The sequence below is a fragment of the Salinarimonas soli genome (genome assembly GCF_008386575.1).
Taxonomy (GTDB): Bacteria; Pseudomonadota; Alphaproteobacteria; order Rhizobiales; family Beijerinckiaceae; genus Salinarimonas_A; species Salinarimonas_A soli.
In genome coordinates, this window is the sequence record NZ_VUOA01000028.1 from 128,345 (window position 1) to 154,807 (window position 26,463).

General features: G+C 70.8%; 29 protein-coding genes. 15 read left to right on the top strand and 14 right to left on the bottom strand.

All coding sequences use genetic code 11. The features are described from left to right. Nucleotides 1–43 precede the first annotated feature (43 nt). Entirely contained in the window at nucleotides 44–265 is a 222-nt protein-coding gene (locus F0L46_RS15830; protein ID WP_149819250.1) for a hypothetical protein, read from the top strand. Between the two features lie 153 nt (nucleotides 266–418). On the opposite strand, the gene F0L46_RS15835 is transcribed toward F0L46_RS15830, so the two are convergent. Next, nucleotides 419–1,345: a 50S ribosomal protein L11 methyltransferase gene (locus F0L46_RS15835; protein WP_149819252.1), complete on the bottom strand. Its 927-nt coding sequence runs from the start codon at nucleotides 1,343–1,345 to the stop codon at nucleotides 419–421. A gap of 239 nt (nucleotides 1,346–1,584) precedes the next feature. Here F0L46_RS15835 and F0L46_RS15840 point away from each other — a divergent pair, with 239 nt between their 5' ends. Then, nucleotides 1,585–2,436 (top strand): hypothetical protein, encoded by an 852-nt coding sequence (locus tag F0L46_RS15840; protein WP_149819254.1) that lies wholly within the window; start codon nucleotides 1,585–1,587, stop codon nucleotides 2,434–2,436. Nucleotides 2,437–2,517: 81 nt separating this feature from the next. Continuing rightward, nucleotides 2,518–3,396 (top strand): manganese catalase, encoded by an 879-nt coding sequence (locus F0L46_RS15845; RefSeq protein ID WP_149819256.1) that lies wholly within the window; start codon nucleotides 2,518–2,520, stop codon nucleotides 3,394–3,396. Between the two features lie 179 nt (nucleotides 3,397–3,575). Here the strand turns inward: F0L46_RS15845 and F0L46_RS15850 are convergent, their stop codons facing one another. Further along, nucleotides 3,576–4,100, bottom strand: coding sequence for a thermonuclease family protein (locus F0L46_RS15850; RefSeq protein ID WP_188311991.1), 525 nt, complete (start codon nucleotides 4,098–4,100; stop codon nucleotides 3,576–3,578). A 103-nt stretch (nucleotides 4,101–4,203) separates the two neighbouring features. Between F0L46_RS15850 and F0L46_RS15855 the strand changes: the two genes are divergently transcribed. Continuing rightward, nucleotides 4,204–5,718 (top strand): sensor histidine kinase, encoded by a 1,515-nt coding sequence (locus tag F0L46_RS15855; RefSeq protein ID WP_149819260.1) that lies wholly within the window; start codon nucleotides 4,204–4,206, stop codon nucleotides 5,716–5,718. Between the two features lie 259 nt (nucleotides 5,719–5,977). On the opposite strand, the gene cobT is transcribed toward F0L46_RS15855, so the two are convergent. Next, the gene (gene cobT / locus F0L46_RS15860) at nucleotides 5,978–7,000 is read right to left on the bottom strand and encodes a nicotinate-nucleotide--dimethylbenzimidazole phosphoribosyltransferase (protein WP_149819262.1); all 1,023 of its coding nucleotides are present in this window, start codon (nucleotides 6,998–7,000) and stop codon (nucleotides 5,978–5,980) included. A 160-nt stretch (nucleotides 7,001–7,160) separates the two neighbouring features. Between cobT and cobS the strand changes: the two genes are divergently transcribed. The 3 genes from cobS (at nucleotide 7,161) to F0L46_RS15875 (ending at nucleotide 9,013) form a co-directional block, all read left to right on the top strand. Then, on the top strand, nucleotides 7,161–8,006 hold the full coding sequence (gene cobS / locus F0L46_RS15865; protein ID WP_188311992.1) for an adenosylcobinamide-GDP ribazoletransferase: 846 nt from the start codon (nucleotides 7,161–7,163) through the stop codon (nucleotides 8,004–8,006). A gap of 105 nt (nucleotides 8,007–8,111) precedes the next feature. Then, the gene (locus F0L46_RS15870) at nucleotides 8,112–8,309 is read left to right on the top strand and encodes a DUF1289 domain-containing protein (protein WP_149819266.1); all 198 of its coding nucleotides are present in this window, start codon (nucleotides 8,112–8,114) and stop codon (nucleotides 8,307–8,309) included. A 2-nt stretch (nucleotides 8,310–8,311) separates the two neighbouring features. Next, nucleotides 8,312–9,013, top strand: a complete 702-nt coding sequence (locus F0L46_RS15875; protein WP_149819268.1) for a retropepsin-like aspartic protease family protein — start codon at nucleotides 8,312–8,314, stop codon at nucleotides 9,011–9,013. Nucleotides 9,014–9,201: 188 nt separating this feature from the next. On the opposite strand, the gene F0L46_RS15880 is transcribed toward F0L46_RS15875, so the two are convergent. The 7 genes from F0L46_RS15880 to F0L46_RS15910 all read right to left on the bottom strand — a co-directional run bounded on the left by F0L46_RS15880 (nucleotide 9,202) and on the right by F0L46_RS15910 (nucleotide 15,353). Beyond that, nucleotides 9,202–9,636 (bottom strand): RidA family protein, encoded by a 435-nt coding sequence (locus F0L46_RS15880; protein WP_149819270.1) that lies wholly within the window; start codon nucleotides 9,634–9,636, stop codon nucleotides 9,202–9,204. Then, complete coding sequence (locus F0L46_RS15885) at nucleotides 9,633–10,091, bottom strand: acyl-CoA thioesterase (RefSeq protein WP_149819272.1); 459 nt, start codon at nucleotides 10,089–10,091, stop codon at nucleotides 9,633–9,635. Before F0L46_RS15885 ends, F0L46_RS15880 begins: the two co-directional genes overlap by 4 nt. A 5-nt stretch (nucleotides 10,092–10,096) precedes the next feature. Beyond that, a complete protein-coding gene (locus F0L46_RS15890) occupies nucleotides 10,097–11,737 on the bottom strand; it encodes a benzoate-CoA ligase family protein (protein WP_149819274.1) in 1,641 nt (546 codons plus the stop codon). Nucleotides 11,738–11,789: 52 nt separating this feature from the next. Then, nucleotides 11,790–12,986, bottom strand: a complete 1,197-nt coding sequence (locus F0L46_RS15895; RefSeq protein WP_149819276.1) for an acyl-CoA dehydrogenase family protein — start codon at nucleotides 12,984–12,986, stop codon at nucleotides 11,790–11,792. A 272-nt stretch (nucleotides 12,987–13,258) separates the two neighbouring features. Continuing rightward, nucleotides 13,259–14,086 (bottom strand): enoyl-CoA hydratase family protein, encoded by an 828-nt coding sequence (locus F0L46_RS15900; RefSeq protein WP_149819278.1) that lies wholly within the window; start codon nucleotides 14,084–14,086, stop codon nucleotides 13,259–13,261. Then, a complete protein-coding gene (locus F0L46_RS15905; protein WP_188312009.1) occupies nucleotides 14,083–14,580 on the bottom strand; it encodes a MarR family winged helix-turn-helix transcriptional regulator in 498 nt (165 codons plus the stop codon). The genes F0L46_RS15900 and F0L46_RS15905 overlap by 4 nt, the downstream gene beginning before the upstream one ends. Before the next feature lie 8 nt (nucleotides 14,581–14,588). Beyond that, nucleotides 14,589–15,353 carry an SDR family NAD(P)-dependent oxidoreductase gene (locus tag F0L46_RS15910; RefSeq protein ID WP_149819282.1) on the bottom strand — a complete coding sequence of 255 codons (765 nt, stop codon included), beginning with the start codon at nucleotides 15,351–15,353 and terminating at the stop codon, nucleotides 14,589–14,591. 272 nt (nucleotides 15,354–15,625) lie between these two features. Between F0L46_RS15910 and F0L46_RS15915 the strand changes: the two genes are divergently transcribed. The 5 genes from F0L46_RS15915 (at nucleotide 15,626) to F0L46_RS15935 (ending at nucleotide 20,365) form a co-directional block, all read left to right on the top strand. Next, nucleotides 15,626–16,801, top strand: a complete 1,176-nt coding sequence (locus F0L46_RS15915; protein WP_149819284.1) for an ABC transporter substrate-binding protein — start codon at nucleotides 15,626–15,628, stop codon at nucleotides 16,799–16,801. Between the two features lie 207 nt (nucleotides 16,802–17,008). After that, the gene (locus F0L46_RS15920; RefSeq protein WP_149819286.1) at nucleotides 17,009–17,929 is read left to right on the top strand and encodes a branched-chain amino acid ABC transporter permease; all 921 of its coding nucleotides are present in this window, start codon (nucleotides 17,009–17,011) and stop codon (nucleotides 17,927–17,929) included. Nucleotides 17,930–17,967: 38 nt separating this feature from the next. Continuing rightward, nucleotides 17,968–18,921 (top strand): branched-chain amino acid ABC transporter permease, encoded by a 954-nt coding sequence (locus F0L46_RS15925; RefSeq protein WP_240540030.1) that lies wholly within the window; start codon nucleotides 17,968–17,970, stop codon nucleotides 18,919–18,921. Then, on the top strand, nucleotides 18,914–19,666 hold the full coding sequence (locus F0L46_RS15930; RefSeq protein ID WP_149819290.1) for an ABC transporter ATP-binding protein: 753 nt from the start codon (nucleotides 18,914–18,916) through the stop codon (nucleotides 19,664–19,666). The genes F0L46_RS15925 and F0L46_RS15930 overlap by 8 nt, the downstream gene beginning before the upstream one ends. Continuing rightward, nucleotides 19,667–20,365, top strand: coding sequence for an ABC transporter ATP-binding protein (locus F0L46_RS15935; protein WP_149819292.1), 699 nt, complete (start codon nucleotides 19,667–19,669; stop codon nucleotides 20,363–20,365). Nucleotides 20,366–20,684: 319 nt separating this feature from the next. Here the strand turns inward: F0L46_RS15935 and F0L46_RS15940 are convergent, their stop codons facing one another. Then, nucleotides 20,685–23,036 carry a bifunctional salicylyl-CoA 5-hydroxylase/oxidoreductase gene (locus tag F0L46_RS15940; protein WP_149819294.1) on the bottom strand — a complete coding sequence of 784 codons (2,352 nt, stop codon included), beginning with the start codon at nucleotides 23,034–23,036 and terminating at the stop codon, nucleotides 20,685–20,687. Nucleotides 23,037–23,484: 448 nt separating this feature from the next. Between F0L46_RS15940 and F0L46_RS15945 the strand changes: the two genes are divergently transcribed. The 3 genes from F0L46_RS15945 to F0L46_RS15950 all read left to right on the top strand — a co-directional run bounded on the left by F0L46_RS15945 (nucleotide 23,485) and on the right by F0L46_RS15950 (nucleotide 24,545). Then, a complete protein-coding gene (locus F0L46_RS15945) occupies nucleotides 23,485–23,721 on the top strand; it encodes an Lrp/AsnC ligand binding domain-containing protein (RefSeq protein WP_149819296.1) in 237 nt (78 codons plus the stop codon). A gap of 95 nt (nucleotides 23,722–23,816) precedes the next feature. Further along, entirely contained in the window at nucleotides 23,817–23,984 is a 168-nt protein-coding gene (locus tag F0L46_RS27155; protein WP_306461775.1) for a cyclic nucleotide-binding domain-containing protein, read from the top strand. 3 nt (nucleotides 23,985–23,987) lie between these two features. Further along, complete coding sequence (locus tag F0L46_RS15950) at nucleotides 23,988–24,545, top strand: Crp/Fnr family transcriptional regulator (protein ID WP_306461776.1); 558 nt, start codon at nucleotides 23,988–23,990, stop codon at nucleotides 24,543–24,545. A 15-nt stretch (nucleotides 24,546–24,560) separates the two neighbouring features. Here the strand turns inward: F0L46_RS15950 and F0L46_RS15955 are convergent, their stop codons facing one another. The 3 genes from F0L46_RS15955 to F0L46_RS15965 form a co-directional block, all read right to left on the bottom strand. Further along, nucleotides 24,561–24,929 (bottom strand): hypothetical protein, encoded by a 369-nt coding sequence (locus F0L46_RS15955; RefSeq protein ID WP_149819298.1) that lies wholly within the window; start codon nucleotides 24,927–24,929, stop codon nucleotides 24,561–24,563. Between the two features lie 140 nt (nucleotides 24,930–25,069). Beyond that, complete coding sequence (locus F0L46_RS15960; RefSeq protein WP_240540022.1) at nucleotides 25,070–25,453, bottom strand: GtrA family protein; 384 nt, start codon at nucleotides 25,451–25,453, stop codon at nucleotides 25,070–25,072. Beyond that, nucleotides 25,450–26,226 (bottom strand): SDR family NAD(P)-dependent oxidoreductase, encoded by a 777-nt coding sequence (locus tag F0L46_RS15965; RefSeq protein WP_149819300.1) that lies wholly within the window; start codon nucleotides 26,224–26,226, stop codon nucleotides 25,450–25,452. The genes F0L46_RS15960 and F0L46_RS15965 overlap by 4 nt, the downstream gene beginning before the upstream one ends. Nucleotides 26,227–26,463 lie beyond the last annotated feature (237 nt).

Genomic DNA, 26,463 nt, shown 5'->3' on the forward strand with positions numbered 1-26,463 from the left:
GACCAGGGCTGTCGCACAGAGCAGACGCTCAGGAGATGGACCCATGGCTCACGCGCTTTCGCCCCACTTCGACTTTTCCGCCGAGGCCACCCCGGCCCGCCGGTCGCTCGGCCGCCGCGTCCTCGACGCGCTCACCGCGTACCAGATGGAGCGGGTGCGCCGGGAGCTTCGGCTGCATGGCCACCTGTTCGAGACCGATTTCGTCCAGGGCGACCTGCGCCGCATCGGCTTCTCCAACGCCGACACGCTGCCCTTCGGCAAGTAAGGGGGCCGTCGATGCTGTTTTTACAGATCTGGCGCGGCCTGCGCCTCGTGGCGCAAGCGTACCGCGAGGCGCGCGCGATGGAGCGCGAGGCGCACAAGCGCTATCCGAGCATCGGCGTCTGACGCCGACGAACCATGACGGGGCGTGGCGGTCCTAAAGCCACGCCCTATGACGGGGCGCCGCGCCGCCGCGCTTGAGCGTGAGCGCGGCCCACCCCTCCAGGTCCCGCCTCTTGGCGAGCGCGAAGCCCTGCGCCGCATAGGCCGAGAGCACCCCCGGCACGTCCCGCGCGAGCAGCCCCGAGAGCACGAGCGTGCCCCCGGTCGCCACCGTGCGGGCGAGGGAGGGCGCGAGCAGGCGCAGGGGCTTGGCCAGGATGTTGGCGAAGACGAGGTCAAAGCCCCGGCTCAGATCCGCCATAGGGCTGCGGGTGCCCGGCCCCACATAGAGCGCCAGGTGGGGCCCGATGCCGTTGAGGCGGGCGTTGTCCCGCGCCACCGCCACTGCCACCGGATCGATGTCCCCTGCCACCACCCGGGATTTGAGCGCCCGGGCCGCCGCGAAGGCGAGGATGCCGGTGCCCGTGCCGACATCGAGCACCGAGCGGGGCCGCCGGCGCTTCAACTCGTCCACCAGCGCGAGGAGGCAGCCTCGCGTCGTGCCGTGATGGCCCGTCCCGAAGGCCAGCGCCGCCTCGATCTCGATGGCCCAGTCGTTGAGCGCCACCCGGTCGCGGTCATGCGAGCCGTGCACGACGAAGCGCCCGGCCCGCACGGGGTTCAGCCCCTCCAGCGACGCCGCCACCCAGTCCTTCTGCTCGATGGCCTCGAACACGGCCTCGTCGACCACGTCGCCGACGATGGGCCGCACGATCTCGCGGATCGCGCTCTCGTCGGGCTCGCTGGCGAAATAGGCCTCCAGCAGCCAGGTTCGCCCGTCCTCCGTCTCGAAGGCGGCGACCGCGGTCTCGGCAGGATCGAACACCTCGCCGAGGATGTCGGTCATGGCGCGCGCCGAGCGCTCGTCGGTGACGAGGCGCATGATGTGGGTAGGGCGGTTGGGATGGAGACCTTCGAGCATGGGAGCGCCTTAGCATCCGTGGGCGCGGGACGCCACGTTCTGTTGGGGGTGGGTTAACGAGCACTCGCCGCTGTCATCCCCGGCCGGAGCGCGCTTGTCGCGTGGAGGGGAAGCCGCCTCCGGCCGGGGATGACACGGTGGAGGTCTCCCTCGACCTTCACCCCCTCCATTCCCACACCCCGAACCCTCCCGCCCCTCCCGCGTTGACCCGCGCTCAAGGTTGGAAGGGACCGGACCCCATGGTGGTGCATGCGCGTATCGCGATCCTGGCGGGGTGCCTCGCCGCCGCTCCGGTGAAGGCCGACGAGATGCTCGCGGTTTATGGCGCCTGGGTGATGGGCGGGGCCGAGTGCGGCACGGTGTTCGCCAACGACCGCGGGCGCATCGTCTTCGCGCAGCCCGACAAGCCGGGCGCCGCCGCGGGCTTCATCGTCGACCGGGGCAGCGTCTCGAACAACGACGCCATCTGCAAGGTGCGCGAGTTCACGGTGCGCGACAACGTGGTGTCGTTCAACGGACGCTGCGCGCTCGGCCGGCGCACTAAGCGCCAGGCCTTCACCATGCGCGAGCTCAACGGGCGCTTCCAGGTGAAGGTCGGCGGCGAGTTCATCGACATGAACCGGTGCGCCATCGGCGACCTGCGCGATCTCGCCGCGATCGTCGCCGAGCGCGAGCAGCGGGCGCGGGAGAACGTGCCGCCGCTGCAACGGGTGAAGGGCCTGTGGGCCACGCGACCCGAGGTCTGCGCCACCGCCTTCCGGCGCGACGCGAAGGGCGAGGTCGCGATCGCAGGGCCGGTGGGCGAGCCCGACATGGCCATCATGGTGGGCGAGGAGCGGATCGCGACCCCGGGCTCGGATTGCGTCGCCCAGCAGGTCCTGCGCAACCCGAAGGGCGGGCGCGATTTCCAGGCAACTTACCTATGCACCGCGGAAGGCCGCGAGTTCGCCACGACCGAGACGATCAGCGCCATCGACGGCGAGGTGATCGAGCGGGTGCCCTCCGCCCGCAATCCCGTGCCCCAGCGCCTGGTGCGCTGCGAGGAACCCGCGCCGGCCGCACCGCGCCGCCAGGGCGCCGTCCGGCCCTGACCCGCCTTTTCCCCGGCGCCATGAGGGAACGAGGTCCGGCGGGCTCCGTTCTTGGGCCTCACCCGAGAACAGGAGAGGCCCATGTTCTTCCATTCGAAGCAGCTTGCGTTCCAGTCCAAGCCCGACAAGCCGGACCCGATCTTCGCCAAGATGCTGCAGGAGCCGCTCGGCGGCCAATGGGGCGAGATCAGCGTGATGATGACCTACCTCTTCCAGGGGTGGAGCTGCCGCGGGCCGGCGAAGTACAAGGACATGATCATGGACATCGGGGCCGAGGAGATCGGCCACGTGGAGATGCTCGCCACCATGATCGCCCGCCTCCTGGAGACCTCGCCCATCGATGACCAGGAGGACATGGCCAAGAACTCCATCGTCGGCGCCGTCATGGGCGGCGCGCGGGTCGAGGACGCCATCGTGGCCGGCATGAACCCGCAGCACTACATCGTCTCGGGGCTCGGCGCCCGCCCGGTGGACAGCTCGGGCAACCTCTGGAACGCGGGCTTCATGACGGCCAGCGGCAACCTGCTGGCGGATTTCCGCTTCAACGTCACGGCCGAGAGCCAGGGCCGGCTCCAGGTGGCCCGCCTCTACAACATGACGAACGACTCAGGCGTCCGGGAGATGCTGTCCTTCCTCATCGCCCGGGACACGATGCACCAGAACCAGTGGCTCGCGGCCATCGCCGAGCTGGAGGCCGACGGCCTGGAGACGACCCCGGTGCCCTCGAACTTCCCGCAGGAGCGCGAGCACAGCCCTGCCTCCTACCAGTTCCTCAACCATTCGGAGGGCACAGAGAGCCGGGAGGGCGGCTGGGCCGAGGGGCCGAGCCCGGACGGGCGCGGCGAGTTCAGCTATGTCGAGAACCCGGGCGGCTCGTCCGACACCGGCGACCTGTCCCAGGTCGACCCCCGCGTCTACGGCACCCCCGCGATGCCCGTGCCCGCCGCCGCCAAGAAGTAGCGCGCCGCCCTCTCCCCTCCCCCTTGCGGGGAGGGGCAGGGGGTGGGGGTCGCGACGCCAACCGCCGTCGGTCCAGGATAGGGCTGTACGAGCGTGCGTGCGCCCCACCTCCCCGCCAGCTCCGACTTTTCGACCCCCACCCCCAACCCCTCCCCGCAAGGGGGAGGGGAGCACCCGTTTCAGTCGTCCTCGACCCCGCCGAGCATCGAGGCCGCATGAGCCTTCCGCCACTCCTTGGGGCGGTCGAAGGTGCCGGCCCACAGGCCGCGGCGGGCGGCGCGGGCCTCGCGCTCGAGGCTCGTGTGAGCCCTGTAGCCCACCGCCCAGCCGTCCCGCACCATGGCCTCGCCGAGATCGACGCCGGCCGCCTGGCAATGGGCGAGATGGCGGCGATAGCGGTCGCGGCCCTCCAGGCGGCAGGTGACGCTCTCGCCGCCGATGAGCCGCGCCAGGTGGCGGCGCGCCTCCTCGCCGCAGCGATAGGCCTCCATGCCGCGCAGGCAGACCTGGGCCATCTCCGGCGCGTCGATGCCCATGAGGCGGATCGCGGCCCCGGCGAGCCGCAGCGAATCACCGTCCACCACGCGGGGCTGACCGGCGAGCGAGGCCGGCTCCTCGCGTCCCCACAGCAGGGCGGCCGCGATCGCCGCGCCCGCCAAGAGCCCGACGAGGAGCCGGCGGCGCCGCGGCCCGCGCGATCGCATCAGGTTTCGTGGCTGGAATGAGGTGAGCATTAACGATTCGACACCATGATGGGCCGGCTCGTCCCGCGCGTGATCCGCCGGGCGAAGCCTGCTGCGTGGGACCATGGTCGAAAGCTCGACGCATCACCAGACGCGAGGACGCGACGTCGCCGCCGAAGAGGCGCTGCGGCGGCGCAAGATCGCGCACGAGATGCGGGCGGCGCGCGAGAAGCTCACCTCCTCGACGGGCCTGGAGCGCTCCTTCGACTACGAGCTGCTGCGCCTCTTCGCCCAGTACCGGATCGGGGCGGCGCTGCCGCTGTTCGGGCTTGCCGCCGCGGTCGCGGCGCTCGCCGGGCTGTGGGTCCCCCTGGAGCCGGTCCTGATCTGGCTGGGCCAAGCCGTCGCGACGACGGGCCTGCCCGTGGCGCTCGCCCATCGTTTCCTGCGCCAAGAGGAGAGCTCCGTCTCGCTCCCCCGCTGGCGCCGCATCTTCATCCTGAGCGAGCTGCTGCAGGGGGCGGGCTGGGCGCCGATCGTGCTCCTGCTCGTGAAGACCGACACGCCCGTCGTCTACGGCTTCGTGCTCTTCGTCACCCTGATGGTGGCCGCCGTCACGGCGACGCTGTCGGCGACGGTCCGGCTCGCGGTCTATGCGGGCATCGCGCCGCTTGCCCTGGCCCTCGTCTTCGCCGTCGCGAGCGCGGCGCAGCGGATGGACACGCTGCTGCTCGCCCTGATGTCGGTGAGCGCGCAGCTCTTCTTCGTGCTGCTGGCCCACCGCCTCTATTCGAGCGCTGTGGCGACGCTGCATTCGCGCGCCGAGAAGGACGCGCTGTTTGCCGAGCTCGAGCAGGCCAAGGCCAATTCCGACGAGGCCCGCCGCCGCGCGGAGGAAGCCAACCTCGCGAAATCCCGCTTCCTCGCCACCATGAGCCACGAGCTGCGCACGCCGCTCAATGCCATCCTGGGCTTCTCCGAGGTGATGAAGAACGAGGTGTTCGGCCCCCACGCCTCGCCCTCCTACAAGGATTATTCGGGCGACATCCACGCCAGCGGCCAGCACCTCCTCACCCTCATCAACGAGATCCTCGACCTGTCGCGCATCGAGGCCGGGCGCTACGAGCTCAACGAGGAGGCCCTGCGCCTGTCCCACGTGGTGGAGGACGCCCGCCACATGCTGAACCTGCGCGCCAAGGCCAAGAACCAGACCGTGAAGGAGGTGGTCGACCCGTCCCTGCCGCGGCTGTGGGCCGACGAGCGCGCCGTGCGCCAGATCGTGCTCAACATCCTCTCGAACGCGATCAAGTTCACGCCCCAGGGCGGCGAGATCACGATCAAGGTCGGCTGGACGGGATCGGGCGGGCAATATGTCAGCGTGCGGGACAACGGGCCGGGCATCCCCGACGAGGAGATCCCGGTGGTGATGTCCTCCTTCGGCCGCGGCTCCTGGGCGCTGAAGACCGCCGAGCAGGGCTCGGGCCTCGGGCTCCCCATCGTGAAGGGCCTCGTCGACCTGCACGGGGGCACGTTCCAGCTCAAGTCCAAGCCCCGCGAGGGCACGGAGGCGATCGTCACCTTCCCGGCGAGCCGCGTGATGGACGCGCTCCCGCCCGTGGACGACATCCGGGCGGCGTGAGAGCGGTGCCGCCGTCATCCCCGGCCGGAGCGCGCTTGTCGCGCGGAGGGGAAGGGGATCTAGCGCGATGATGCTGCCGCGGAGCGGCACGCCAAGGGCCCTGGACGGGCATAATGGGTCGCTCTGCGACATCAGATCTGCTGGATCCCCTTCTTGGCACGCAAGCGTGCTTCCCCTCCGGCGGACAAGCCGCCTCCGGCCGGGGATGACCGGTTGAGCTCCTTCTGGGCGCTCCGCTGCCTTTCGGCTTGACGCCCCCTCACCCCTCCCGCTTCGACACCCCTGCCTGGTCGAAGGTCGCCATGTCGGCGTGGATCGCGGCCGCGGACTTGACGAGGCTCATGGCGAGCGCGGCGCCGCTGCCCTCGCCGAGCCGCATGCCGAGCGCCAGGAGCGGGATCTTGCCCAGGCGCTCCAGCACGTCGCGATGCGCGCCCTCCGCCGAGAGGTGACCCGCCACGCAATGGTCGATGGTGGAGGGGTGGATCGCGAACAGGATCGCCGCGGCGGCCGTCGCCACGTAGCCGTCGAGGACCACGGGCACGCGCTGCGCCCGGGCGGCGAGGATCGCGCCCGCCATGGCGGCGATGTCGCGCCCGCCGAGCCGCGCGAGCACCTCGAGGGGATCGTCGAGATGGCCCGCGTGCTGCGCGAGCGCCGCCTCCACCACCGCGACCTTGCGGGCGAGCCCCGCGTCGTCCACCCCCGTGCCGCGCCCGACCCAATGAGCCGGGGTACCGCCGAAGAGCGCGGCGTAGATCGCCGCCGCGATGGTGGTGTTGCCGATGCCCATCTCGCCGATGCCGAGGAGATCGGTCCCGCCTGCCACGGCCTCCATCCCGAAGGCCATGGTGGCGACCGCGTCCTTCTCGGACATGGCGGGCCCCTCCGTGATGTCGCCGGTGGGCAGGTCGAGGGCGAGGTCGAACACCTTGAAGCCGAGCCCGTTCGCGGCGCAGATCTGGTTGATGGCGCCCCCGCCGGCCGCGAAGGTCTCCAGCATCTGCCGGTTCACCTCCGCCGGGAAGGCCGACACGCCCTTCGCCGTGACGCCGTGGCTTGCCGCGAAGACGCAGACGAGGGGCCGTGCCACGGTGGGCGGCGCCTTGCCCTGCCAGGCGGCGAGCCACTCGGCGAGCCATTCGAGGCGCCCGAGGCTGCCCGCGGGCTTCGTGAGCTGCCCGTCGCGCGCGCGCACCGCCTCGACGGCCGCCTCGTCGGGGCCGGGCATCGAGACGATCAGCTGGCGGATGTCGTCGAAGGGGGAGGCTGCGGTGGACATCGGGCGTCCTTGGCGATCGGGTCTGAGGGCGCGGAGCTATAGCGGGCCGTGGTCCGGGGGTGAAGGCATTTCGCGGCTCCCACCCTCGAAACCCGCGCCGCGGCGTTCCCCTGGGCGGCACCGAGCGTCTATGGTGCGCCCGCACGCCGCCGGACACCCCATGAGCCCCGATCCCCACACGCACGCCCCCGCAAGCCCGCGCGAGACGGGCTGGCGCGCCGTCGCGGCGGATGCGGTGCGCTGCCTGCGCTTCTATTCGCGCCTGCCCGCGCCCGTGCTGCCCTGGGAGGGCGACCCGCACGCGGCGCCCGACTTCGCCGTCACGCCCCGCGCCCTGCCGATTGCGGGCGCCGTCATCGGCGCGGCGGGCGCGCTCGTCCTCGGCCTCGCCCATGCCCTGGGCTTCGGTCCCGCCCTGTCGGCGGCGCTCGCCGTGGGAGCGCTCGTCGCTGCGACGGGCGCCTTCCACGAGGACGGCCTCGCCGACACCGCGGACGGGTTCTGGGGCGGGCACACCCGCGAGCGGCGCCTTGAGATCATGCGCGACAGCCGCATCGGCTCCTACGGGGCGGCGGCTCTGGTCCTGTCGCTCATCGTGCGGATCCTGGCGCTCGCGACCCTCGTCGAACGGGCGGGGCCGCTCGCCGGCGCCATGGCGCTCGTCGTCATGGCGGCGCTGTCGCGCACGGGAGCGCTCGACGTGATGATCGCGCTCGACCCTGCCCGCAGCTCGGGCGCGTCCCATGCCGTCGGCCGCCCGCTCCCGCGCACCGTCGCGACGGCGTGGGCGCTCTGCGCCGCGCTCGGCCTCGCGCTGGGGCTCGTGGGGGGGCTGCCGCTCCCGGGCCTGGCCCTCGCCTTCGCCGCCGCGGCGCTCACGGCCTGGGGCATGACCGCGCTCTCGCGGGCCCGTCTCGGCGGCTATACGGGGGACGTGGTCGGGGCGACGCAGCAGGTGGCGGAGATCGCGGCGTTCCTGGCGCTGCTCGCGTGCCTGCGCCCGTGAGGCGAGGGAACGGTGGATGAACCGGCCCTTCCCCGGCCTGCGGCCGACGGCCCCCTTGATCGCGCGGCCCTGATGCCGACATTCAAGCGTGAGCTTGGATCACCGATGAACCGCATCTCGTCGCCCTGCATCCGCGTCTGCACCCTCGATCAGGCCACCGGGCTCTGCCTCGGCTGCGGCCGCTCGAGCGAGGAGATCACCCGCTGGTACCGCCTCACGGAGGAGGAGCGGCTCGCCATCATGGCCGTCCTCGACGAGCGCCTGCGGCAGATGGCCGAAGCGCCGCCGCCGGGAGACGGCTGAGCATGTGGCTTGCGGGCATCGGCTTCGTCCTGTTCGGCCTCGCGGCGCTCGCCACCGTGCACGGGGAGCGGCCGGTCGCGGGCCTCGAGCCCAAGGACTTCGCGATCGCCCTGGCCCTCACGGGGGCGGCTTGCGTCGCCACGGGCTGGATGATCGACGACTGGCGCGGGCGCATGCGGGACGGGGTGCGGGCGCTGTTCGCCTGGACCATGGTGCTGTTCGGCCTTGTCGGCCTCTACGCCTACCGGTTCGAGATCAACGGCGTCGCCTCGCGGATCATGGCGGAGCTGCGGCCCGGCAGCGTCGAGGTGACGAGCTCGGGCGAGGTGAGCGTGCCGCGCCGGGGCGACGGCAGCTTCATGTTCGGCGCGAAGGCCAATGGCCGCGACCTGCGCTTCATCTTCGACACGGGGGCGAGCCTCGTGGTGCTCACCCACGAATCCGCCACCCGGATCGGCATCGACCCCAAGGCGCTCGCCTTCACGGTGCCGGTGGCCACCGCCAACGGGCGCACGCTGGCGGCGCCCCTGACCCTCGATACCTTGAGCGTGGGCAGCATCGAGGCGCGGCGCGTGCGCACCCTCGTGGCCCAGCCCGGCGTCCTGCACGAGAACCTGCTCGGCATGAGCTTCCTCGACCGCCTCGCCTCCTTCGAGGTGCGCGACGGGCGGCTCTATCTGCGGGGGCGCCAGCCGGCGACGTGAGGGAGCTGTGGGAGGGCTTGAGCCGCCCCTCCACCCTCGCCCTGAGGTGCCCGCCAAAGGCGGGCCTCGAAGGGCAGTCCAGGGATCACAGGACGGCTGTTGAACCGTGGTGCGTACTTCGAGACGCCCGCTGGCGCGGGCTCCTCAGCATGAGGGGGGGGGGGTTGGAGCGCGGGCCCTTCGTCCCCTCACACCACCGCCGTCGCCTCGATCTCGATGCGCGCCGCCCTCTCCACAAGGCGCACCACCTGCACGAGGGCCATGGCCGGGTAATGCGGCCCGACCACCTCGCGATAGGCGCGCCCGAGCTCGCGCAAGTTCGCGAGGTATTCCTCGATGTCGACCACGTACCAGGTGAGGCGCACAAGGTGGCGTGGCTCGGCGCCGCCCTCCGCCAGGATCGCCTTGATGTTGAGAAGCGTCTGGCGCGCCTGGGCGACGAAGTCGTCGGGGAAGCGCTCCGCCTCGTCCCAGCCCACCACGCCTCCCGTCACGACGATGCGCCCCTCGGCCGTCATGCCATTGGCATAGCCCTTCGGCACCGGCCAGCCCGGGGGCTGGAGGACGCGGGGTCTGGCATCGGCCTCGGCGGCGGCGATCAGCCCCTCGCGGATGGCGCTCATCGGCAGTGCTCCTGGTAGGCTTCGACGGCGGCCCGCAGATCCTCGGGCAGCGGGATCGACCGATGCCGGTCGAGGTCGGTGGTGGCGACGACGAGGCGGGCGACGAGCGCCCCCTCCCCGCCTGCATAGGCCGGCACGGAGAGGGTCAGGGACCCGCCCCCGATCCGCTCGACGAGGGGCACGAAGGTGAGGGTCTCGCCCATGCGGCCCGGGCGGGCGTAGTCGATGCCAGCATGGGCATAGCCGAGGCCCACCCGGCGGTCGCGGATGAAGGCGTGGTAGTCGAGGCCGAGCGCCGCCGAGAACCAGTCCTCGACCACCCCGTTCAGCATGTCGAAGTAGCGGGCGAAATAGACGATGCCCGCCGGGTCGCAATCGGAGAAGCGCACGCGCACGTCCGTGCGCCAGGCCAGGGCCGGAAGCGCCTCATAGGGTGGCGGAGCATTGCGCGCCATGGCACCTACCCGGCCGCTGGGGCCGGCACCGCGCCCGCCATCTGGCGCAGGGCGAAGCGCTGGAGCTTGCCGGTCTGGGTCTTGGGCAGCGCCTCCACGAACTCCACGGCGCGGGGATACTTGTAGGGCGCGATCTCGGCCTTCACATGCTCCTGGAGCGCCTTCGCCATCTCGGGGCCGGGCGCCGCGCCCTCGCGCAGGACAACGTAAGCCTTCACGATCATGCCGCGCTCGCCGTCGGGCGCGCCGACAACGCCGCACTCGGCGACGTCGGCATGGGCGAGGAGCGCCGCCTCGACCTCCGGTCCGGCGATGTTGTAGCCCGCCGAGACGATCATGTCGTCGGAGCGCGCCTGGTACCAGAAATAGCCGTCCTCGTCGTGATGGTAGGTGTCGCCGGTGACGTTCCAGCCGTCCTGGACGTAGCGGGCCTGGCGCTCGTCGGCGAGATAGCGGCAACCAGTGGGGCCGCGCACCGCAAGCCGCCCCGTGGAGCCGGGGGGCAGGTCGCGGCCCGCGTCGTCGATCACCTTCGCCTCGTAGCCCGGCACGGGCTTGCCCGTCGCGCCGGGGCGGATCTCGTCCTCGCGGGCGGCGATGAAGATGTGCAGCATCTCGGTAGCGCCGATGCCGTCCATGAGCTTCAAGCCCGTCGCCTCGTGCCAGGCCTCGAAGGTGGCCTTCGGCAGGGCCTCCCCCGCCGAGACGCATTTGCGCAACGACGAGATGTCGGCGATGGCGAGCTTCGGCAGCATGGCGCGATAGGCGGTGGGCGCCGTGAAGCAGATGGTGGCGCGGTGTCGCTCGATTGCCGAGAGGAGGTCGTCGGGCCCCGCCTTCTCGAGGAGCACCGTCGAGGCCCCGACCCGCATGGGAAACAGGACGAGGCCGCCGAGGCCGAAGGTGAAGGCGAGCGGGGGCGAGCCGATGAAGCGGTCGGAGGCCTCCGGCCGCAGGACGTTGCGGGAGTAAGCGTCGCAGATCGCGAGCATGTCGCGATGGAAGTGCATCGTGCCCTTAGGCTCCCCTGTGGTGCCCGAGGTGAACCCGATGAGGCAGACGTCGTCGGCGGCCGTGTCGACTGCCGTGAAATCGGGGGAGGCCTCGGCCATGAGGGCTTCGAGAGCGTCGGGGGCGCCGCTGCCCCAATAGACCACGCGGCGCAGGTCCGGGCAGAGCGCGCGGGCCTTTTCCATCTCGTCGGCGAGGCGGTGGTCGCACAGCGCCAGGTCGATGCGCGCCTTCGTGACCGGGTAGGCGATCTCGCGGGCCCGCAGGAGCGGCATGGTGGCCACCACCACCCCGCCGGCCTTGAGCACGGCGAGATAGGTCGCGACCAGCATGGCGTTGTTGGCCGAGCGCAGCAGGACCCGGCCGCCGGGGAGGAGGCCTAAGGGGCCCGTGAGCACGTTGCAGATCCGGTTCACCCGCGCCTGGAGCTCGGCATAGGTGAGCGTCTCGGAGCCGGAGATGAGGCAGACCTCGCCGCCCCTGCCCTCCTCGACCCAGCGGTCGAGGAAGTGGGTCACGCAGTTCAGGCGCTCGGGATACTGGAGCTCGGGGCGCCCGAACGTGAAGGCAGGCCATCGCTCCCGCGGCGGCAGGTTGGCCTGCGCGAAGGTGTCGACATGGGCAGTCCTGGCCATCGTCAGCTCCTCCAGTGTGTTCCCCTCTCCTCGCGGACCGGAGGAGGCGTTCTCATTCCGCCGCGCGCGGCAGCGCCGCCTCGGCGGCGTACTTCATCAGCTCGCGGGCGATCACGATCTTCTGCACTTCCGTTGCGCCCTCGTAGATCCGCAGGGCCCGGATCTCGCGATAGAGCTCCTCGACCTTCACGCCCTTCATGACGCCCAAGCCCCCGAAGATCTGCACCGCCCGGTCGATCACGCCCTGCGCCGCCTCGGTGGCGTGCATCTTCGCCATCGCGGCCTCGCGGGTGACGCGCGGGGCGCCCCGGTCCTTGGTCCAGGCCGCGCGGTAGACGAGAAGCGCGGAGGTGTCGACGGCCGTGGCCATCTCGGCCAGCGCGGCCTGCGTGAGCTGGAGATCGCCCAAGGGGGCGCCGAACATCTGCCGGGTCGCGGCCCGCCCCACCGCCTCGTCGAGGGCGCGACGCGCGAAGCCGAGCGCCGCGGCGCCCACCGTGGAGCGGAACACGTCGAGCGTCGCCATGGCGACCTTGAACCCCTCGCCCGGCCCCCCGACCCGGTTCCCGACGGGCACGCGGCAGCCCTCGAAGCGCAGGGTCGCGAGCGGGTGCGGCGCGATCACGTCCATGCGCTCGGCGATCTGGAGGCCGGGCGTGTCGGCATCGACCACGAAGGCCGAGAGCCCGCGGGCGCCGGGCGCCTCGCCGGTGCGGGCGAAGACCACGTAATGGTCGGCGATGCCCCCGTTCGAGATCCAGGTCTTTGCCCCGTCGATCCGGACATGCCCCGGCCCGTCCGGCGTCGCGGTGGTCGACATGGCGGCGACGTCGGAGCCCGCGTCGGGCTCCGAGAGCGCGAAGGCCGCGATGGCCTCGCCCCGGCCCACGGGCGGCAGGTAGCGGGCCCTCAAGGCATCCGAGCCCGCGAGCGTGATGGGGCCGGTGCCGAGCCCCTGCATGGCGAAGGCGAAGTCGGCGAGGCCGTCTTGATAGGCCAGGGTCTCACGGGCGAGGCACAGGGTGCGGACGTCGAAGCCATCCGTCAGCCCGCCATAGGCCGCCGGCACGGTGGCACGCAGCCAGCCGGCCCTGCCGAGAGCCCGCACGAGACGCCGGCAGGAAGCGTCGACGTCGCCATGGTCGACAAGGGGCGGGACAGCATGGGCCGCCCACGTGCGCAGGTCGCCGGCGAAGCGCGCGTGAGGCGGCTCGAAGAAGGGCCAGGTGAGGAAGGTGGCATCAGGCATGAAGCGCCTCCTCCCCTCTCCCGGATGGGAGAGGGATGCACGACGTGCCAGGGGGTGAGGGTGGCCCCTTGGGGAGGTTCGCACATCCGCTCACACCCGTGTCATGGCCGGGCTCGCCCCGGCCATCCAGTCGACGCTCGCCCCTGGGTCCCCGGGACAAGCCCAGGGATGACGGTGGAGAGGCGGCGAGGGCTTGCGACACGATTAGCGTGGCACTCTCACCCCCGGCCCCTCTCCCATCCGGGAAAGGGGAGGTTTCGCGCGCGTCCATCTCAGTTCCCCTCGAACACGGGCTTCTCCTTCGCGGCGAAGGCGCGATAGGCACGAGCGAAGTCCTCCGTCGTCATGCACAGGGCCTGCGCCACGGCTTCCGCCTCGATGGCCTCCTCCACCGACATGGCCCATTCCATGGCGAGCATGCGCTTCGTCATGGTGTTGGCGTAGGTGGGGCCGCGGGCGATGTCGGCGGCGAGCGCGTGCGCCTGTGCGAGCGCATCCTCGGCGAGGCGGTTGAAGAAGCCCCAGGCGGCGCCCTCCTCGGCGGTCATGAAGCGGCCGGTATAGAGAAGCTCCGAGGCGCGACCCTGGCCGATGAGGCGGGGCAGGATCGCGCAAGCCCCCATGTCGCAGCCTGCGAGCCCCACCTTGTTGAACAGGAAGCCCACCTTGGCGCGGGGCGTGGCGAGCCGCATGTCGGAGGCCATGGCGATGATGGCGCCCGCCCCCGCGCAGATCCCGTCGACCGCGGCGATGACCGGCTGCGGGCAGGCCCGCATGGCCTTCACGAGCTCGCCCGTCATGCGGGTGAAGGCGGTAAGCCCCTTGGTGTCCATGGCGACGAGGGGCCCGATGATCTCGAACACGTCGCCGCCCGACGAAAAGTTGCCCCCCGCCCCCGTGATCACCACGGCCTTCACCGCGTCGTCCCGCTGCAAGGCCCAGAACAGGTCGGTGAGCTCGCGGTAGCTCTCGAAGGTGAGCGGGTTCTTCCGGTCGGGCCGGTTCAGGGTCACGGCCGCGACCGGGCCGTCGACCGCGAGCAGGAAGTGGCGGGCCTCGTAGCCGGAGAGCGGCAGGGTCACGGGATTGGCGGCGGTCACGGGCGGCTTTCTCCTGGCAGGGCGGCGTGGGCGGAGGACTTGGTCTTGGCGAGGAGCCGCATGAGGACATCCACCTCGTCGCGGGAGAGGCCCTCGAACATCTCGGCGATCCAGGCCTCGTGGGCGGCCGCCATGGCGCGGAACTCCGCGCGGCCGAGGTCCGTCAGGCGGATCACCTGGGCGCGGCGGTCGTGGGCGGCGGTCCGTCGCTCCAGATGGCCCGACTCGACGAGGCGCTCCACGAGGCCCGTGACGTTGCCGTTCGAGACCATCATCCGCCGCGAGACGTCGGAGAGCGTCATGCCCTCGGGCGCCCGGTCGAGCTGCGCCATGAGGTCGAAGCGGGGCAGCGTCACCCCGAACGTGTCGCGAAGGCGCGTGCGGATCTCCGCTTCGATGAGGTTGGTGCAGGTGAGCATGCGCAGCCACAGGCGCAGCTCGTCGGCGTGCTCGCCCGGTGCCTCCAAGGCCTTGGCCTCGGCGTCGAGGGGGATGGCGTCCATCAGACCTCCCCTCCCGCCACCGCGATGGCCTGCCCCGTGACCGAGCGCGCGCCCGCCCCGCACAGCCAGAGCACGGCCTCGGCGACCTCGGCGGGGTCGATGAGGCGCCCCTGCGGGTTGTGCCGCACCAGCTCCTTCAGGGCCTCCTCCCGGGACCGGCCGGTCTTTGCCGTGATGGTGTCGAGGCTCTGGGCCACGAGGTCGGTGTCGGTGAAGCCGGGGCACACGGCATTCACGGTGACGCCAGTGGCGGCGATCTCCAGGGCGAGCGCCCGCACGAAGCCGATCACCGCGTGCTTGGCCGCGCAATAGGCCGAGACGTAGGGGTACCCTTTGAGGCCCGCCGTGGAGGCGACGGCGATGATCCGGCCATAGCCGCGCTCGGCCATCCCGCCCGCGACGAGCCGCGCCGGGTGCACGACGCCCATGAGGTTCACGTCGAGCATGCGCCGGAAGAGCGCTTCGTCGGAGCGCGCGAGCGGTGCCGAGACGGCGGCGCCGGCGTTGGCGATCAGGATGTCGACGGGGCCGTGCCGCTCCTGCGCCCGCTCCAGGGCCGCCCGGACAGCGTCGGCGTCGGTCACGTCCGCCGTGACCGCACCCGCGCCGACGCCCTCGGCCACCGCGCGATCGAGGCCCGCCTGGTCGCGCCCGAGCAGGGTGACCCGGGCGCCGGCCCCGGTGAGCGCGGCCGCGACGGCGCGGCCGATGCCGCGCCCTCCCCCCGTCACCAGTGCGTGCCGCCCCTCGACCCCGCCCGTCATCGTCGCCCCATCGGCCCTTGAACTGCGCCACGGAATTATTTTAAGCTTCAAATATCCGCTGGCAACGGGGAAGTTCGAACCCGCGATGCCGGTCCCCCTCGGGACGGATCCCAGATTTTTCGCGCGGCAGGCTTGTCGGGCGGCGGATTTGGGCTCCACACTGGGACGCGACCGGAAAAGGGGGCGAAAACGCCCGAAATCCGGCGCCGACAACCAACGAGCGCGGCCCACCGCGCCGGGAACGGTCGAGTACCAACGCGGGAGACGATGACATGAAGACGTTCGTGAAGGCCGCCGGCGTCGCTGCGGCGCTGGGGCTCATGGCCTCGACGGCGCTGGCGCAGGGCGAGAAAGTGCGCGTCGGCCTGATGCTGACCCTGTCCGGTCCCTCGGCGGTGCTCGGCCAGCAGGCCCGCGACGGGTTCAATCTCGCGGTCAAGGAGATGGGCGGCAAGCTCGGCGGCCGCGAGGTCGAGGTGATCGTCGTCGACGACGAGCTCAAGCCGGACGTGGCGGTCACGAAGGTCAAGGGGCTCGTCGAGCGCGACAAGGTCGACTTCGTGGTGGGCCCCATCTTCTCGAACGTCGCGGGCGCCATCCACAAGCCCGTGACGGATGCGGGCGTGTTCCTGCTCAGCCCCAATGCCGGTCCCTCCGTCTTCGCGGGCAAGGGCTGCAACCCGAACTTCTTCGCCGTCTCCTACCAGAACGACCAGAACCACGAGGTCGCCGGCAAGGTCGCGCAGAACCGCGGCTACAAGCGCGTCTACCTCCTGACGCCGAACTACCAGGCGGGCCGGGACGCGATGGCGGGCTTCAAGCGCCATTTCAAGGGCGAGATCGTCGAGGAATCCTACGTTCCCCTCAACAATCTCGACTTCCAGTCCGAGCTCGCCAAGCTCGCGGCGGCCCAGCCGGACGCCGTCTTCACCTTCATGCCCGGCGGCATGGGCGTGAACCTCGTGCGCCAGTACCGGCAGGCGGGCCTCGCCGACAAGATCCCCTTCCTCTCCGCCTTCACGGTGGACGAGTCGACGCTGCCGGCGCAACAGGACGCGGCGATCGGGATGCTCGGCGGCTCCAACTGGGCCCCGAACCTCGACACGCCGCAGAACAAGGCGTTCGTGGCGGCCTACGAGAAGGAGTTCAACGCGGTCCCGGGCTCGTACTCGATGCACGCCTACGACACGGCAAAGCTCCTCGACAGCGCCGTGAAGAGCGTGAAGGACCTTTCGGACAAGAAAGCCGTGCGCGAGGCGATCGCGAAGGCTGACTTCCAGTCGCTTCGCGGCGACTTCAAGTTCGGCGCCAACGGCTTTCCCGTGCAGGACTTCTACCTCGTGAAGGCGGCGAAGCGCCCGGACGGCAAGTTCCAGACCGAGATCGTCGAGAAGGTCTTCGACGACTACGCCGACGCCTACGCCAAGGACTGCAAGCCGGCGAGCTGAGGCCCGACCCCTCTCCCCGCCCTCATCCTGAGGAGCGCCCGCAGGGCGCGTCTCGAAGGAGCAGGGAGAGGGGGTGAGGGGGCTTGGACGGTCGGGCTCCGCCGTCCAAGCCCCCTCACCCCCGCGCTGCCGCGCTCGCCTCAAGCCCCGGCAAGGGGGTTTGAGGCCCTCTCCCCGCGTGGCGGGGAGAGGTGACCAGGAGCCCCCATGTCCACCACCCTCCTCATCATCCAGACCCTCAACGGCCTGCAGTTCGGGATCATCCTGTTCCTGATCGCGGCGGGGCTCACCCTCGTGTTCGGGGTCATGGACTTCATCAACCTGGCGCACGGGGTGCAGTACATGGTCGGCGCCTATCTGGCGGCGGCCTTCACCGCGATGACGGGGAACTTCGGCCTGGGCCTCCTCCTGGCCTTGCCCACGGCGCTCGCCTTCGGCCTCGTGCTGGAGGTCCTGATCTTCCGGCACCTCTACGACCGCGACCACCTCGACCAGGTGCTCGCCACTTTCGGCGTCATCCTGTTCCTGAACCAGGCGGTGAAGTTCGTCTGGGGCGCCGCGCCCCTTTTCGTGCCCGTGCCGGAGATCCTGTCAGGCTCCATCGAGATCGCGCCGGGCCTGCTCTACCCGGTCTACCGCCTCGCCATCATCGCGGCGGGCCTCGGGGTTGCGGCGCTCCTCTACGGGCTCGTGAACCACACCCGGGCCGGGATGCTGGTGCGGGCAGGCGCCACCAACGCCCCCATGGTCTCGGCGCTCGGCGTCGACATCCGCCGCCTCTTCATGCTCGTGTTCGGGTTCGGGGCGATGCTGGCGGGCTTTGCCGGCGCCATGGTGGCGCCCATCCTCTCCGTCGAGCCCGGCATGGGCGACAACCTGCTCATCCTCGCCTTCGTGGTGATCGTCATCGGCGGCATCGGCTCGGTGCGCGGCGCCTTCATCGCGGCGCTCGCCGTGGGGCTCGTCGACACGCTCGGACGCTCCTTCGCCTCCAACATCCTGCGCCTGTTCCTGGATTCGGGCGCCGCAAGCCAGACCGGCCGGGCGCTCGCCCCGATGCTGATCTACATCCTCATGGCCGCGATCCTGTTCTTCCGGCCCTCAGGGCTCTTCCCGGTGAGGCGGTGACGTACGTGAACGAGATCGCCACTCCCTCCCCCGCCGCCCTGGACGTGCCCCGCGCGCCCGCGCTCCGCCGCTACGGCGTGCCGGTCCTCGTCTTCGCGGCTTTCGCGCTCGCGCCCATCGCGGCGGCGCAGGGGGCCGAGGGCTACATCCTGTCGCTGCTCACCCGGGTGATGATCTTCGCCATCGCGGCGATGTCCCTCGACCTGATCCTCGGCTACGGGGCGCTGGTCTCCTTCGGCCACGCGGCCTTCCTCGGCATCGGCGCCTACGCGGTGGGCATCCTGGCGAGCCACGGCATCGAGAGCGCCCTCGTGCAGCTCCTTGCGGCGCTCGGGGCCTCGGCGCTGTTCGCCCTCGTCACGGGCGCGATCTCGATGCGCACGAAGGGCGTCTACTTCATCATGATCACGCTCGCCTTCGGGCAGATGCTGTACTTCCTCGCCACCTCGCTCTCGGCCTATGGCGGCGACGACGGCCTGACGCTGCCCTCCCGCAGCCTCCTGTTCGGCGCGAACCTGCTCAAGGGCGACCACGCCTTCTACTACGCGGTGCTGGGCTGCCTGCTGGGCTGCTACCTGCTCTGCCGCTCGGTCGTGGCCTCGCGCTTCGGGCGGGTGCTGCGGGGCGCCAAGGAGAACGCGGTGCGCATGCAGGCGATCGGCTTCGCGCCCTACCGCTTCCAGCTCGGGGCCTACGTCCTGGCCGGCACGCTGTGCGGCCTCGCGGGCTTCCTCCTCGCCAACCAGACCGAGTTCGTCAGCCCCGCCTACATGACCTGGCAGCGCTCGGGCGAGCTCATCGTGGTGGTGGTGCTCGGCGGGCTCGCCTCCCTCCACGGGGCGATCATCGGCGCCGCCGCCTTCCTCCTCCTAGAGGAGGTGCTGTCGGGCTATACCGAGCACTGGAAGATGATCTTCGGCCCGCTCCTCGTCCTCGTGGTGCTCTATGCGCGGGGCGGCATCCTCGGGATGATGGGAGGACGTCATGGCTGACGCGATCCTGCGCCTGGAGGGGCTGCGCAAGGCCTATGGCGCGCTCAAGGTCACCGACGACGTGACCCTCGACGTCCGGCCGGGCGAGCTGCACGCGATCATCGGCCCGAACGGCGCCGGCAAGACCACCCTGATCCACCAGGTCTCCGGCCTCGCGGCGAGCGATTCGGGGCGCATCCTGTTCGACAGCGCCGACGTCACCCGCCTCACCATGGCGCAACGCGTGCACAGGGGCCTCGCCCGCTCCTTCCAGATCACCTCCATCCTGCCGGGCTTCTCTGCGCTGGAGAACGTGGCCCTCGCCGTCCAGGCCCGGTCCGGCTCGAGCTTCCGCCTCTTCGGCGACGCCTCGCGGGAGCGGGGCCTCAACGAGGAGGCGATGAGCTATCTGGCCCAGGTCGGGCTGGGCCACCGGGCCATAATCCCCTCGGGCCAGCTCTCGCACGGCGAGAAGCGCGGGCTGGAGCTCGCGATCGCGCTTGCCACCCGCCCGATGCTCCTCCTCCTCGACGAGCCGCTCGCCGGCACGGGGCACGAGGAATCGGAGCGCGTCGTCGAGACCCTGCGGGGCCTCAAGGGCCGCTACACCATCGTCCTCATCGAGCACGACATGAACGCGGTGTTCTCGCTCGCCGACCGGGTGTCGGTGCTCGTCTATGGCCGCGTCATCGCTACGGGCCGCCCCGACGAGGTGCGGGCGAACCCCGAGGTGCGGGCGGCGTATCTAGGCGAAGAGGCGGCTTAGATGCTCACGGTCTCCAACCTGCAAACCTCCTACGGCCCCGCCAAGGTCCTGTTCGACATCTCCTTCGAGGTGCGGGCCGGCGAGGTGGTGACGCTGCTCGGCCGCAACGGCATGGGCAAGACCACCACGGTGGGCTCCATCATGGGCCTGCTGCGCCCACATGGCGGCGAGGTGGTCTTCGAGGGGCGGCCCCTGCGCGGCCAGCCCGCCTATCGCATCGCGCAAGCGGGCCTCGGCCTCGTGCCCGAGGGCCGGCAGGTCTTCCCGACGCTCACTGTCGAGGAGAACCTCGTCGCGACGGCGGCGGCCCGCCACGGCGCCCCGCGTTGGACGCTGCCGCGGGTCTACGAGCTCTTCCCCCGGCTCAAGGAGCGGCGCTCGAATCTCGGCTCGCAATTGTCGGGGGGCGAGCAGCAGATGCTTGCCGTCGGGCGCGCGCTCATGACCAATCCGAAGCTCCTCATCCTGGACGAGGCGACGGAGGGCCTCGCCCCCCTGATCCGCGCCGAGATCTGGGACTGCCTGCGCCGGCTGAAAGGCGACGGCCAGTCGATCCTCGTCATCGACAAAACCATCGACGCGCTCATCCCGCTCGCCGACCGGCACGTGGTGATCGAGAAGGGGCGCGTGGCGTGGATGGGAACGAGCGCCGAGCTCGCGGCGGACCCGAGCGTGAAGGATCGGTTCCTGCACGTGTGAGGGCTCAGAGGGGTCGGCGTCATGGCCAACCGCGTGTTCAACAATCCGGATTTTTGTTGAACATGGACGCAGGACTCGACGCCCTCCCCTCTCCCGGATGGGAGAGGGGCCGGGGGTGAGGGAGCACGCGGGGGGGGTGCTTCGACACCTCCGCTTGTCATGGCCGGGCTCGACCCGGACATCCAGTCGAGGCGCGGGACCTGGGTCCCCGGGTCAAGCCGGGGGATGACGGTAGCGCGGCGGTGAGCTCTTGCGAACCTCCCGGCGTGGCACCCTCACCCCCGGCCCCTCTCCCATCCGGGAGAGGGGAGGCCCACCCCTACTCCGCCGCCAGCTTGGCGCCCGCGGCTTCCGCCTTCAGCTCCGCCCGCGTCTTCGGCTTCGCCTTCACCTTCAGGTCCTCGAGATCCGCCCGGTCGCGCACGGAATTGCGCAGGATCTGGTCCTGGCCGGCGAGATATTGCGGCGGGCAGTGGGTGCGCACCCCGTACCAGGCCGCGGCCCGCATCGTGAAGAACGGGTCGACGAGGTGTGGGCGGCCGAGGGCCACGAGGTCGGCGCGGCCCGCCGCGAGGATGGTGTTGACCTGGTCGGGGGTGGTGATGTTGCCCACGCACATGGTGGCGACATGGGCCTCGTTGCGGATCTCGTCGGAGAACGGCGTCTGGAACATGCGCCCGTAGAGGGGCCGCGCATGCGACACGGTCTGCCCCGTGGAGACGTCGACAAGGTCGACGCCGGCATCCGAGAACATCCGCGCGATCTCCACGGCCTCGGCGCTCGTCAGACCGCCTTCCGCCCAATCGGTGGCGGAGAGGCGTACGGACATCGGCTTGTGGGCGGGCCAGGCGTCGCGCATGGCGCGGAAGACCTCGAGGGGGAAGCGGACCCGGTTCTCGGGCGAGCCGCCATACTCGTCCGTGCGGCGGTTGGTGAGGGGCGAGAGGAAGCTCGCGAGCAGGTAACCGTGGGCGCAGTGCAGCTCCAGCATGTCGAAGCCGCAGGCCTCGGCGCGCCGCGTCGCTTGCACGAAGTCCGCCAGCACCTTGTCCATGCCGGCCCGATCGATCTCGCGGGGGACCTGGCTGTCGGGGAAGTAGGGCACGGGCGAGGCCGAGCAGATGTCCCAGGCGCCCTCCTCCAGGGGCCGGTCGATCCCCTCCCACATGAGCTTCGTCGCGCCTTTGCGCCCCGAATGGCCGAGCTGGAGGCAGAACTTCGCCGCCGAATGCGCGTGGACGAAATCGACGATCCGGGTCCAGGCCGCCTCTTGCGCGTCGTTCCACAAGCCGGCGCAGCCGGGGGTGATGCGCGCTTCCGGCGAGGGGCAGGTCATCTCGGTGAAGACGAGCCCCGCCCCGCCCGTGGCACGCGCGCCGTAATGGACGAGGTGGTAGTCGTTCGGCACGCCCTCCACCGCGCTGTAGGTGTCCATGGGCGAGACCACGACCCGGTTCTCGACCACGAGATCGCGCAGGCGCATGGGCTGGAACATGGGCGGCGCGGGCTTGTCGACGTCGACGGCGAAGCCCTGGCGCCGGGTCTGCTCGGCGAAATGGCGGTCGACCTCCGCGACGAAGCCCGGGGCTCGCAGGCGCAGGTTGTCGTAGGTGATCGCCTTGGCCCGCGTCATCACCCCGAAGGCGAACTGGACGGGATCGAAGCTTAAGAACCGGTCCACGTGCTCGAACCAGACGAGCGACACGTCGGCCGCGTGCTGGATCTTCTCCACTTCCTCGCGCCGGCCGGTCTCGTAAGCCCCCAGCGCGCCCGGCACGTCAGGGTGCTTCCTGAACGCCTCGTAGAGGGCGATGGCGTCCTCCATGGCGAGCTTGGTGCCCGACCCGATGGAGAAGTGGGCGGTCGCCTTGGCGTCGCCCATGAGCACCATGTTGTCCTTCACCCAGCGCTTGGAGCGGATCATCGGGAAGGAGCGCCACAGCGACCGGTTCGTCATAACCGGGTGGCCGTCGAGGAAGCCCGCGAAGATGCGCTCCATGAGCCGCGCCGAGTCCTCCTCCGACATCCGGTCGAGGCCCGCGCGCTGAAAGGTGTCCGGATCGGTCTCGAACACCCAGGTCGAGCGCTCCGCCTCGTATTGGTAGGCGTGGGCGATGAAGGGGCCCCACTCGGTCTCCTCGAAGAGAAAGGTGAAGGCGTCGAGCGGCTTCGTGGAGCCCATCCAGGTGAACTTGTTGGGCCGCAGGTCCACCTCCGGCGCGAAGTGCTCCTTGTGCATCTCGCGAAAGCGCGAGTTGATGCCGTCGGCGAGCACCACGAGGTCGGCCCCCGCGAATTGCGCCAGATCGTCGATCTCGGTCTGGAACACGAAGGCGACGCCGAGCTCGCGGGCGCGCTCCTGGAGGATCATCAGCAGGGTGCGCCGCGAGCAGCCGCAGAACCCGTTGCCGCCGACGCGATGCACCGTGCCCTTCACGTGGATCGCGATGTCGTCCCAGTAGGCGAATTCCTGGGTGATGCGCTGGTAGCTCGGCCCGTCGTAGCGCTCGAAATTGTCGAGCGTCGCGTCGGAGAACACCACGCCGAAGCCGAACGTGTCGCCAGCCCGGTTGCGCTCGTAGACCGTGATCTCGGCGCCTGGATCGCGCCTCTTCATTAGGATCGCAAAATAGAGCCCCGCCGGCCCGCCACCGATCACCGCGATCCTCATCGCCTGCCGCTCCCGCGCCCCAAGGTGCCACGAGATATTTTAGGCTTAAAACAATTCCGCCGACAAGCGCGACGGATTGTCGAGGCCGGGGCGGCTTGGAACAAGCGCGACCTGTCATCCCCGGCCGGAACTCGCGCAGCGGGTGGAGGGGAAGGGGATCCAGCGCAATGATGCTGCCGCAGAGCGGCTCCTTACGGCCCGCGAAGGGCCCTGGACGGGCATAATGCGTCGCTACGCGACATGAAGATGCGCTGGATCCCCTTCTTGGCACGCAAGCGTGCTTCCCCTCCGCGCGACAAGCGCGCTCCGGCCGGGGATGACAGGGGAGCGCTTCGCCCTCACCTGTGCGGGTGGGTTCGCGGCCGCGTGTCGGACCCCAGCGTCTCACCCGTTCACGCCGCGCCCGCCCCGTGCCATACAGGAACCCCGCGCAACCCGGAGAGCCGCCGTGCAGACCTTCTTCGTCGAGATCAAGTGCAAGCTCGGCAAGACCTACGACGTGGCGAGCGCGCTCGCCGACCGCGAGATCGCCTCCGAGATCTATTCCATCGCCGGGGACTACGACATCATCGCCAAGTTCCATCTCGACCGGGAGGTCGACATCGGCCGCTTCGTGGCCGAGAAGGTGCAGACCATCCCCGAGATCCACGACACGAAAACGATCATCACGTTCAAGGCGTTCTGAGCCGTTCCTCGCGCCGCGCCTCGCCCGGGAGGCCGGTCATCCGCAGGCTTCGTCCCCATGAGGGGGCACGTGTCCGTTCTCTCAAGGAGCCCTGCGTGGCGAGCCCCCTCATCCGCAAGCTCGAATGCTTCCATCCCCTGTCGGAGGCGGACAAGCGGGTTCTGGACGCCGCCAGCACCGACATCCGCACCTTCGGACCGCGCGAGGACATCATCGTCGAGGGCGACAAGCCGAGCCACGTGCACCTGATGATCGAGGGCTGAGCGATGCGCTATAAGCTCCTCGCCAACGGCAACCGGCCGATCATGGCCTATCTCATTCCCGGCGACCTGTGCGACGTGCACGTCTCGCTGCTTGCGCAGATGGATCATTCCATCGCCACGCTCTCGCCCTGCCGGATCGCCTACATCCCGCGGGAGCGCATCGACGCGATCATGAACGACCATCCGCGGCTCGCCCGGGCGCTGTGGTGGGCGACCCTCGTGGACGAGGCGATCCTGCGCGAATGGCTCGTCAATCACGCCCATCGCCCCGCCGACCAGCGCCTCGCCCACCTCCTGTGCGAGATCCTGCTGCGCTCGAAGGCGGTGGGCCTCACCGACGACGACAGCTTCGAGCTCCCGATCACGCAGGACGAGCTCGGCGACACGATGGGCCTGTCGACGGTGCACGTGAACCGCACGATCCAGCATCTGCGGGCGACAGGGCTCATCACGAGCCAGGGCCGGCGCGTCGTCGTCGACGACCTGGAGCGGCTGATGGAGTTCTGCGGCTTCAACCCCAACTATCTGCATCAGCAGAGCGAGGCCGCGCGGCGGCGGTGAGGCCGCCGGATCGGGTCAGGGCCGGTCGGTCGCCATCCAGTTCTCCGTGCCGATCTCCTGGAGGCCGAGCTCGGTCCAGACCCCCTCGCCGACGCGGTCGTCGCGCACGTCGAAGACCGCGAGGCCCGGTCGCCCTCCCCCGCCGATCGCCTGATAGACCACGGTGAGCTTGTTATCGACCAGCACGCCCGTGCCGACATGGGTGGCGTTGCCGATGCGCCAGGCGATCGTGAAGGTCTGACCCGTGCGCTTGACCACGGCCTCGCCCTCGTAGGTCCGCTCCTGGCCCGGGATGCGGCCCTCGACCTTGTAGCGGCCCTCGACGGCGAGGGCGGGGAGAGCCGAGACGGCGGCGAGGGCGAGGGCGAGCGTGATCGCTTTCATGCGTCTGGTCTCCTGATGCGCCCCCGGGGCCCCGCTTCGCGGCAGGCGCCGGCATTCGAGCCCAACACGCGGGACACGTCCAGGGATCCACCGCCCGCGACGCGGGCGGGCGATCGCGATGAAGCGCCGCAGGGCCGGGCTCAGGCGGCCCGGAACGTCCACCATTTGTGGGCCGCGAAGCTCCAGACGAGCACGAGTCCGGTGGTGAGGATCTGGGCGGGCAAATAGGGCATGCCGAGGCGCCCCGTGAGGGCGTGCATGGCGAGGCCCGTGAGCACGAAGCCCACGCCCGCCACCAGCGCGAAGCGCCAGGCGGCCTCGGTGTGGGGCCGGTCCGAGCGGTAGGTGTGGCGGCGGTTGAGGGCGTAGGAGAGCAGGCCGCCGCCCACATAGCCCGCGAGGGTCGCCGGCACGGGCCCCGCCGCCCCCGTCTCGACGAGGGCGACGAGAAGCCCGTAATGCACGATCGCCGCGAGGACCCCGACGCCGACGAAGGCCGTGACCTGACGGGCCAGCGCCCTCACGCCTGGAGCCGCCCCGCGAGCTTGCGGGTGAGCGACCGCGGCAGGATGCGCGCCAGGTTGGCGCCGATGGCGTTCGAGGCGCCGGGCAGCACCACGGCATGGCCCGCCGTGAACCCGTCCACGCCGGCCTCCGCCACGTCGCGGGCCGACATGGCGGCGCTGCGGAACAGGCGGGAATCCTCCATACGGGCGCGGGAGGCGAATTCCGAGTGGGTCGGACCGGGGCACAGGGCCGTCACCCGCACGCCGTGCGGCTTCGCCTCCTCGTGGAGCGCCTCCGAGAGCGAGAGCACGAAGGCCTTGGTGGCGTAGTAGAGCGCCATGTTGGGACCGGCCTGGTAGGCGGCCGTGGAGGCCACGTTGAGGATCCCGCCCTCGCCCCGCGCGATCATCGCCGGCAGCGCCATGCGCGACAGGCGGGTGAGCGCCGTGATGTTGAGGGACACCATGCCCATGAGCTCGTCCATGGGCTGCTCGGCGAACGGGCCGCGCAGGCCGAAGCCGGCATTGTTGACGAGGTTCGAGAGCTCCACGCCGCGGCTCTCCACCTCGCGCATGAGGGTGTCGGGACCCGCCGGATCCCCGAGATCCGCCGTCACCACCTCGACCCGGCCGCGATGCGCCCGCTCGAGCTCGCGGGCGAGCATCTCCAGCTTGTCCCGCCGCCGCGCGGTCAGCACGAGATGATGGCCCCGCGCGGCGAACACCCGCGCCAGCTCGGCCCCGATCCCGCTCGAGGCGCCCGTCACCAAGGTCCACCGCGTCTTCGGCATGCCCATCCTCCTGGTTCGTTGACGCTACGGGATGGCATGGCGCCGCCGCCGGTGCAATGGGCGAGCAAGCCCGACCCGGAGCAATCGGCCGTGCGAGGTTGAGGCGCGCTGCTCTATGGTGGGTCGGCTCGTCTTCGCGAAGGGGTTTCCTCGACGGCGTGCATCCAAGGAGGCCGGATCGCGCCACCTCGGCCATGAACGGCGGCCCCGGCGCTCCCGCCCTTGAAGCGAAATGGG

Coding starts and splice junctions, on each gene's coding strand:
- F0L46_RS15930 (WP_149819290.1), top strand. CDS start 18,914: ATGGCTGACGCGATCCTGCGCCTGGAGGGGCTGCGCAAGGCCTATGGC.
- F0L46_RS15940 (WP_149819294.1), bottom strand. CDS start 23,036: ATGAGGATCGCGGTGATCGGTGGCGGGCCGGCGGGGCTCTATTTTGCG.
- F0L46_RS15830 (WP_149819250.1), top strand. CDS start 44: ATGGCTCACGCGCTTTCGCCCCACTTCGACTTTTCCGCCGAGGCCACC.
- F0L46_RS15890 (WP_149819274.1), bottom strand. CDS start 11,737: ATGGCCAGGACTGCCCATGTCGACACCTTCGCGCAGGCCAACCTGCCG.
- F0L46_RS15895 (WP_149819276.1), bottom strand. CDS start 12,986: ATGCCTGATGCCACCTTCCTCACCTGGCCCTTCTTCGAGCCGCCTCAC.
- F0L46_RS15920 (WP_149819286.1), top strand. CDS start 17,009: ATGTCCACCACCCTCCTCATCATCCAGACCCTCAACGGCCTGCAGTTC.
- F0L46_RS15935 (WP_149819292.1), top strand. CDS start 19,667: ATGCTCACGGTCTCCAACCTGCAAACCTCCTACGGCCCCGCCAAGGTC.
- F0L46_RS15870 (WP_149819266.1), top strand. CDS start 8,112: ATGAACCGCATCTCGTCGCCCTGCATCCGCGTCTGCACCCTCGATCAG.
- F0L46_RS15850 (WP_188311991.1), bottom strand. CDS start 4,100: ATGCGATCGCGCGGGCCGCGGCGCCGCCGGCTCCTCGTCGGGCTCTTG.
- cobT (WP_149819262.1), bottom strand. CDS start 7,000: ATGTCCACCGCAGCCTCCCCCTTCGACGACATCCGCCAGCTGATCGTC.
- F0L46_RS15955 (WP_149819298.1), bottom strand. CDS start 24,929: ATGAAAGCGATCACGCTCGCCCTCGCCCTCGCCGCCGTCTCGGCTCTC.
- F0L46_RS15915 (WP_149819284.1), top strand. CDS start 15,626: ATGAAGACGTTCGTGAAGGCCGCCGGCGTCGCTGCGGCGCTGGGGCTC.
- F0L46_RS15880 (WP_149819270.1), bottom strand. CDS start 9,636: ATGAGCGCCATCCGCGAGGGGCTGATCGCCGCCGCCGAGGCCGATGCC.
- F0L46_RS15885 (WP_149819272.1), bottom strand. CDS start 10,091: ATGGCGCGCAATGCTCCGCCACCCTATGAGGCGCTTCCGGCCCTGGCC.
- F0L46_RS15910 (WP_149819282.1), bottom strand. CDS start 15,353: ATGACGGGCGGGGTCGAGGGGCGGCACGCACTGGTGACGGGGGGAGGG.
- cobS (WP_188311992.1), top strand. CDS start 7,161: ATGAGCCCCGATCCCCACACGCACGCCCCCGCAAGCCCGCGCGAGACG.
- F0L46_RS15875 (WP_149819268.1), top strand. CDS start 8,312: ATGTGGCTTGCGGGCATCGGCTTCGTCCTGTTCGGCCTCGCGGCGCTC.
- F0L46_RS15950 (WP_306461776.1), top strand. CDS start 23,988: ATGCGCTATAAGCTCCTCGCCAACGGCAACCGGCCGATCATGGCCTAT.
- F0L46_RS15835 (WP_149819252.1), bottom strand. CDS start 1,345: ATGCTCGAAGGTCTCCATCCCAACCGCCCTACCCACATCATGCGCCTC.
- F0L46_RS15855 (WP_149819260.1), top strand. CDS start 4,204: ATGGTCGAAAGCTCGACGCATCACCAGACGCGAGGACGCGACGTCGCC.
- F0L46_RS15845 (WP_149819256.1), top strand. CDS start 2,518: ATGTTCTTCCATTCGAAGCAGCTTGCGTTCCAGTCCAAGCCCGACAAG.
- F0L46_RS15840 (WP_149819254.1), top strand. CDS start 1,585: ATGGTGGTGCATGCGCGTATCGCGATCCTGGCGGGGTGCCTCGCCGCC.
- F0L46_RS15965 (WP_149819300.1), bottom strand. CDS start 26,226: ATGCCGAAGACGCGGTGGACCTTGGTGACGGGCGCCTCGAGCGGGATC.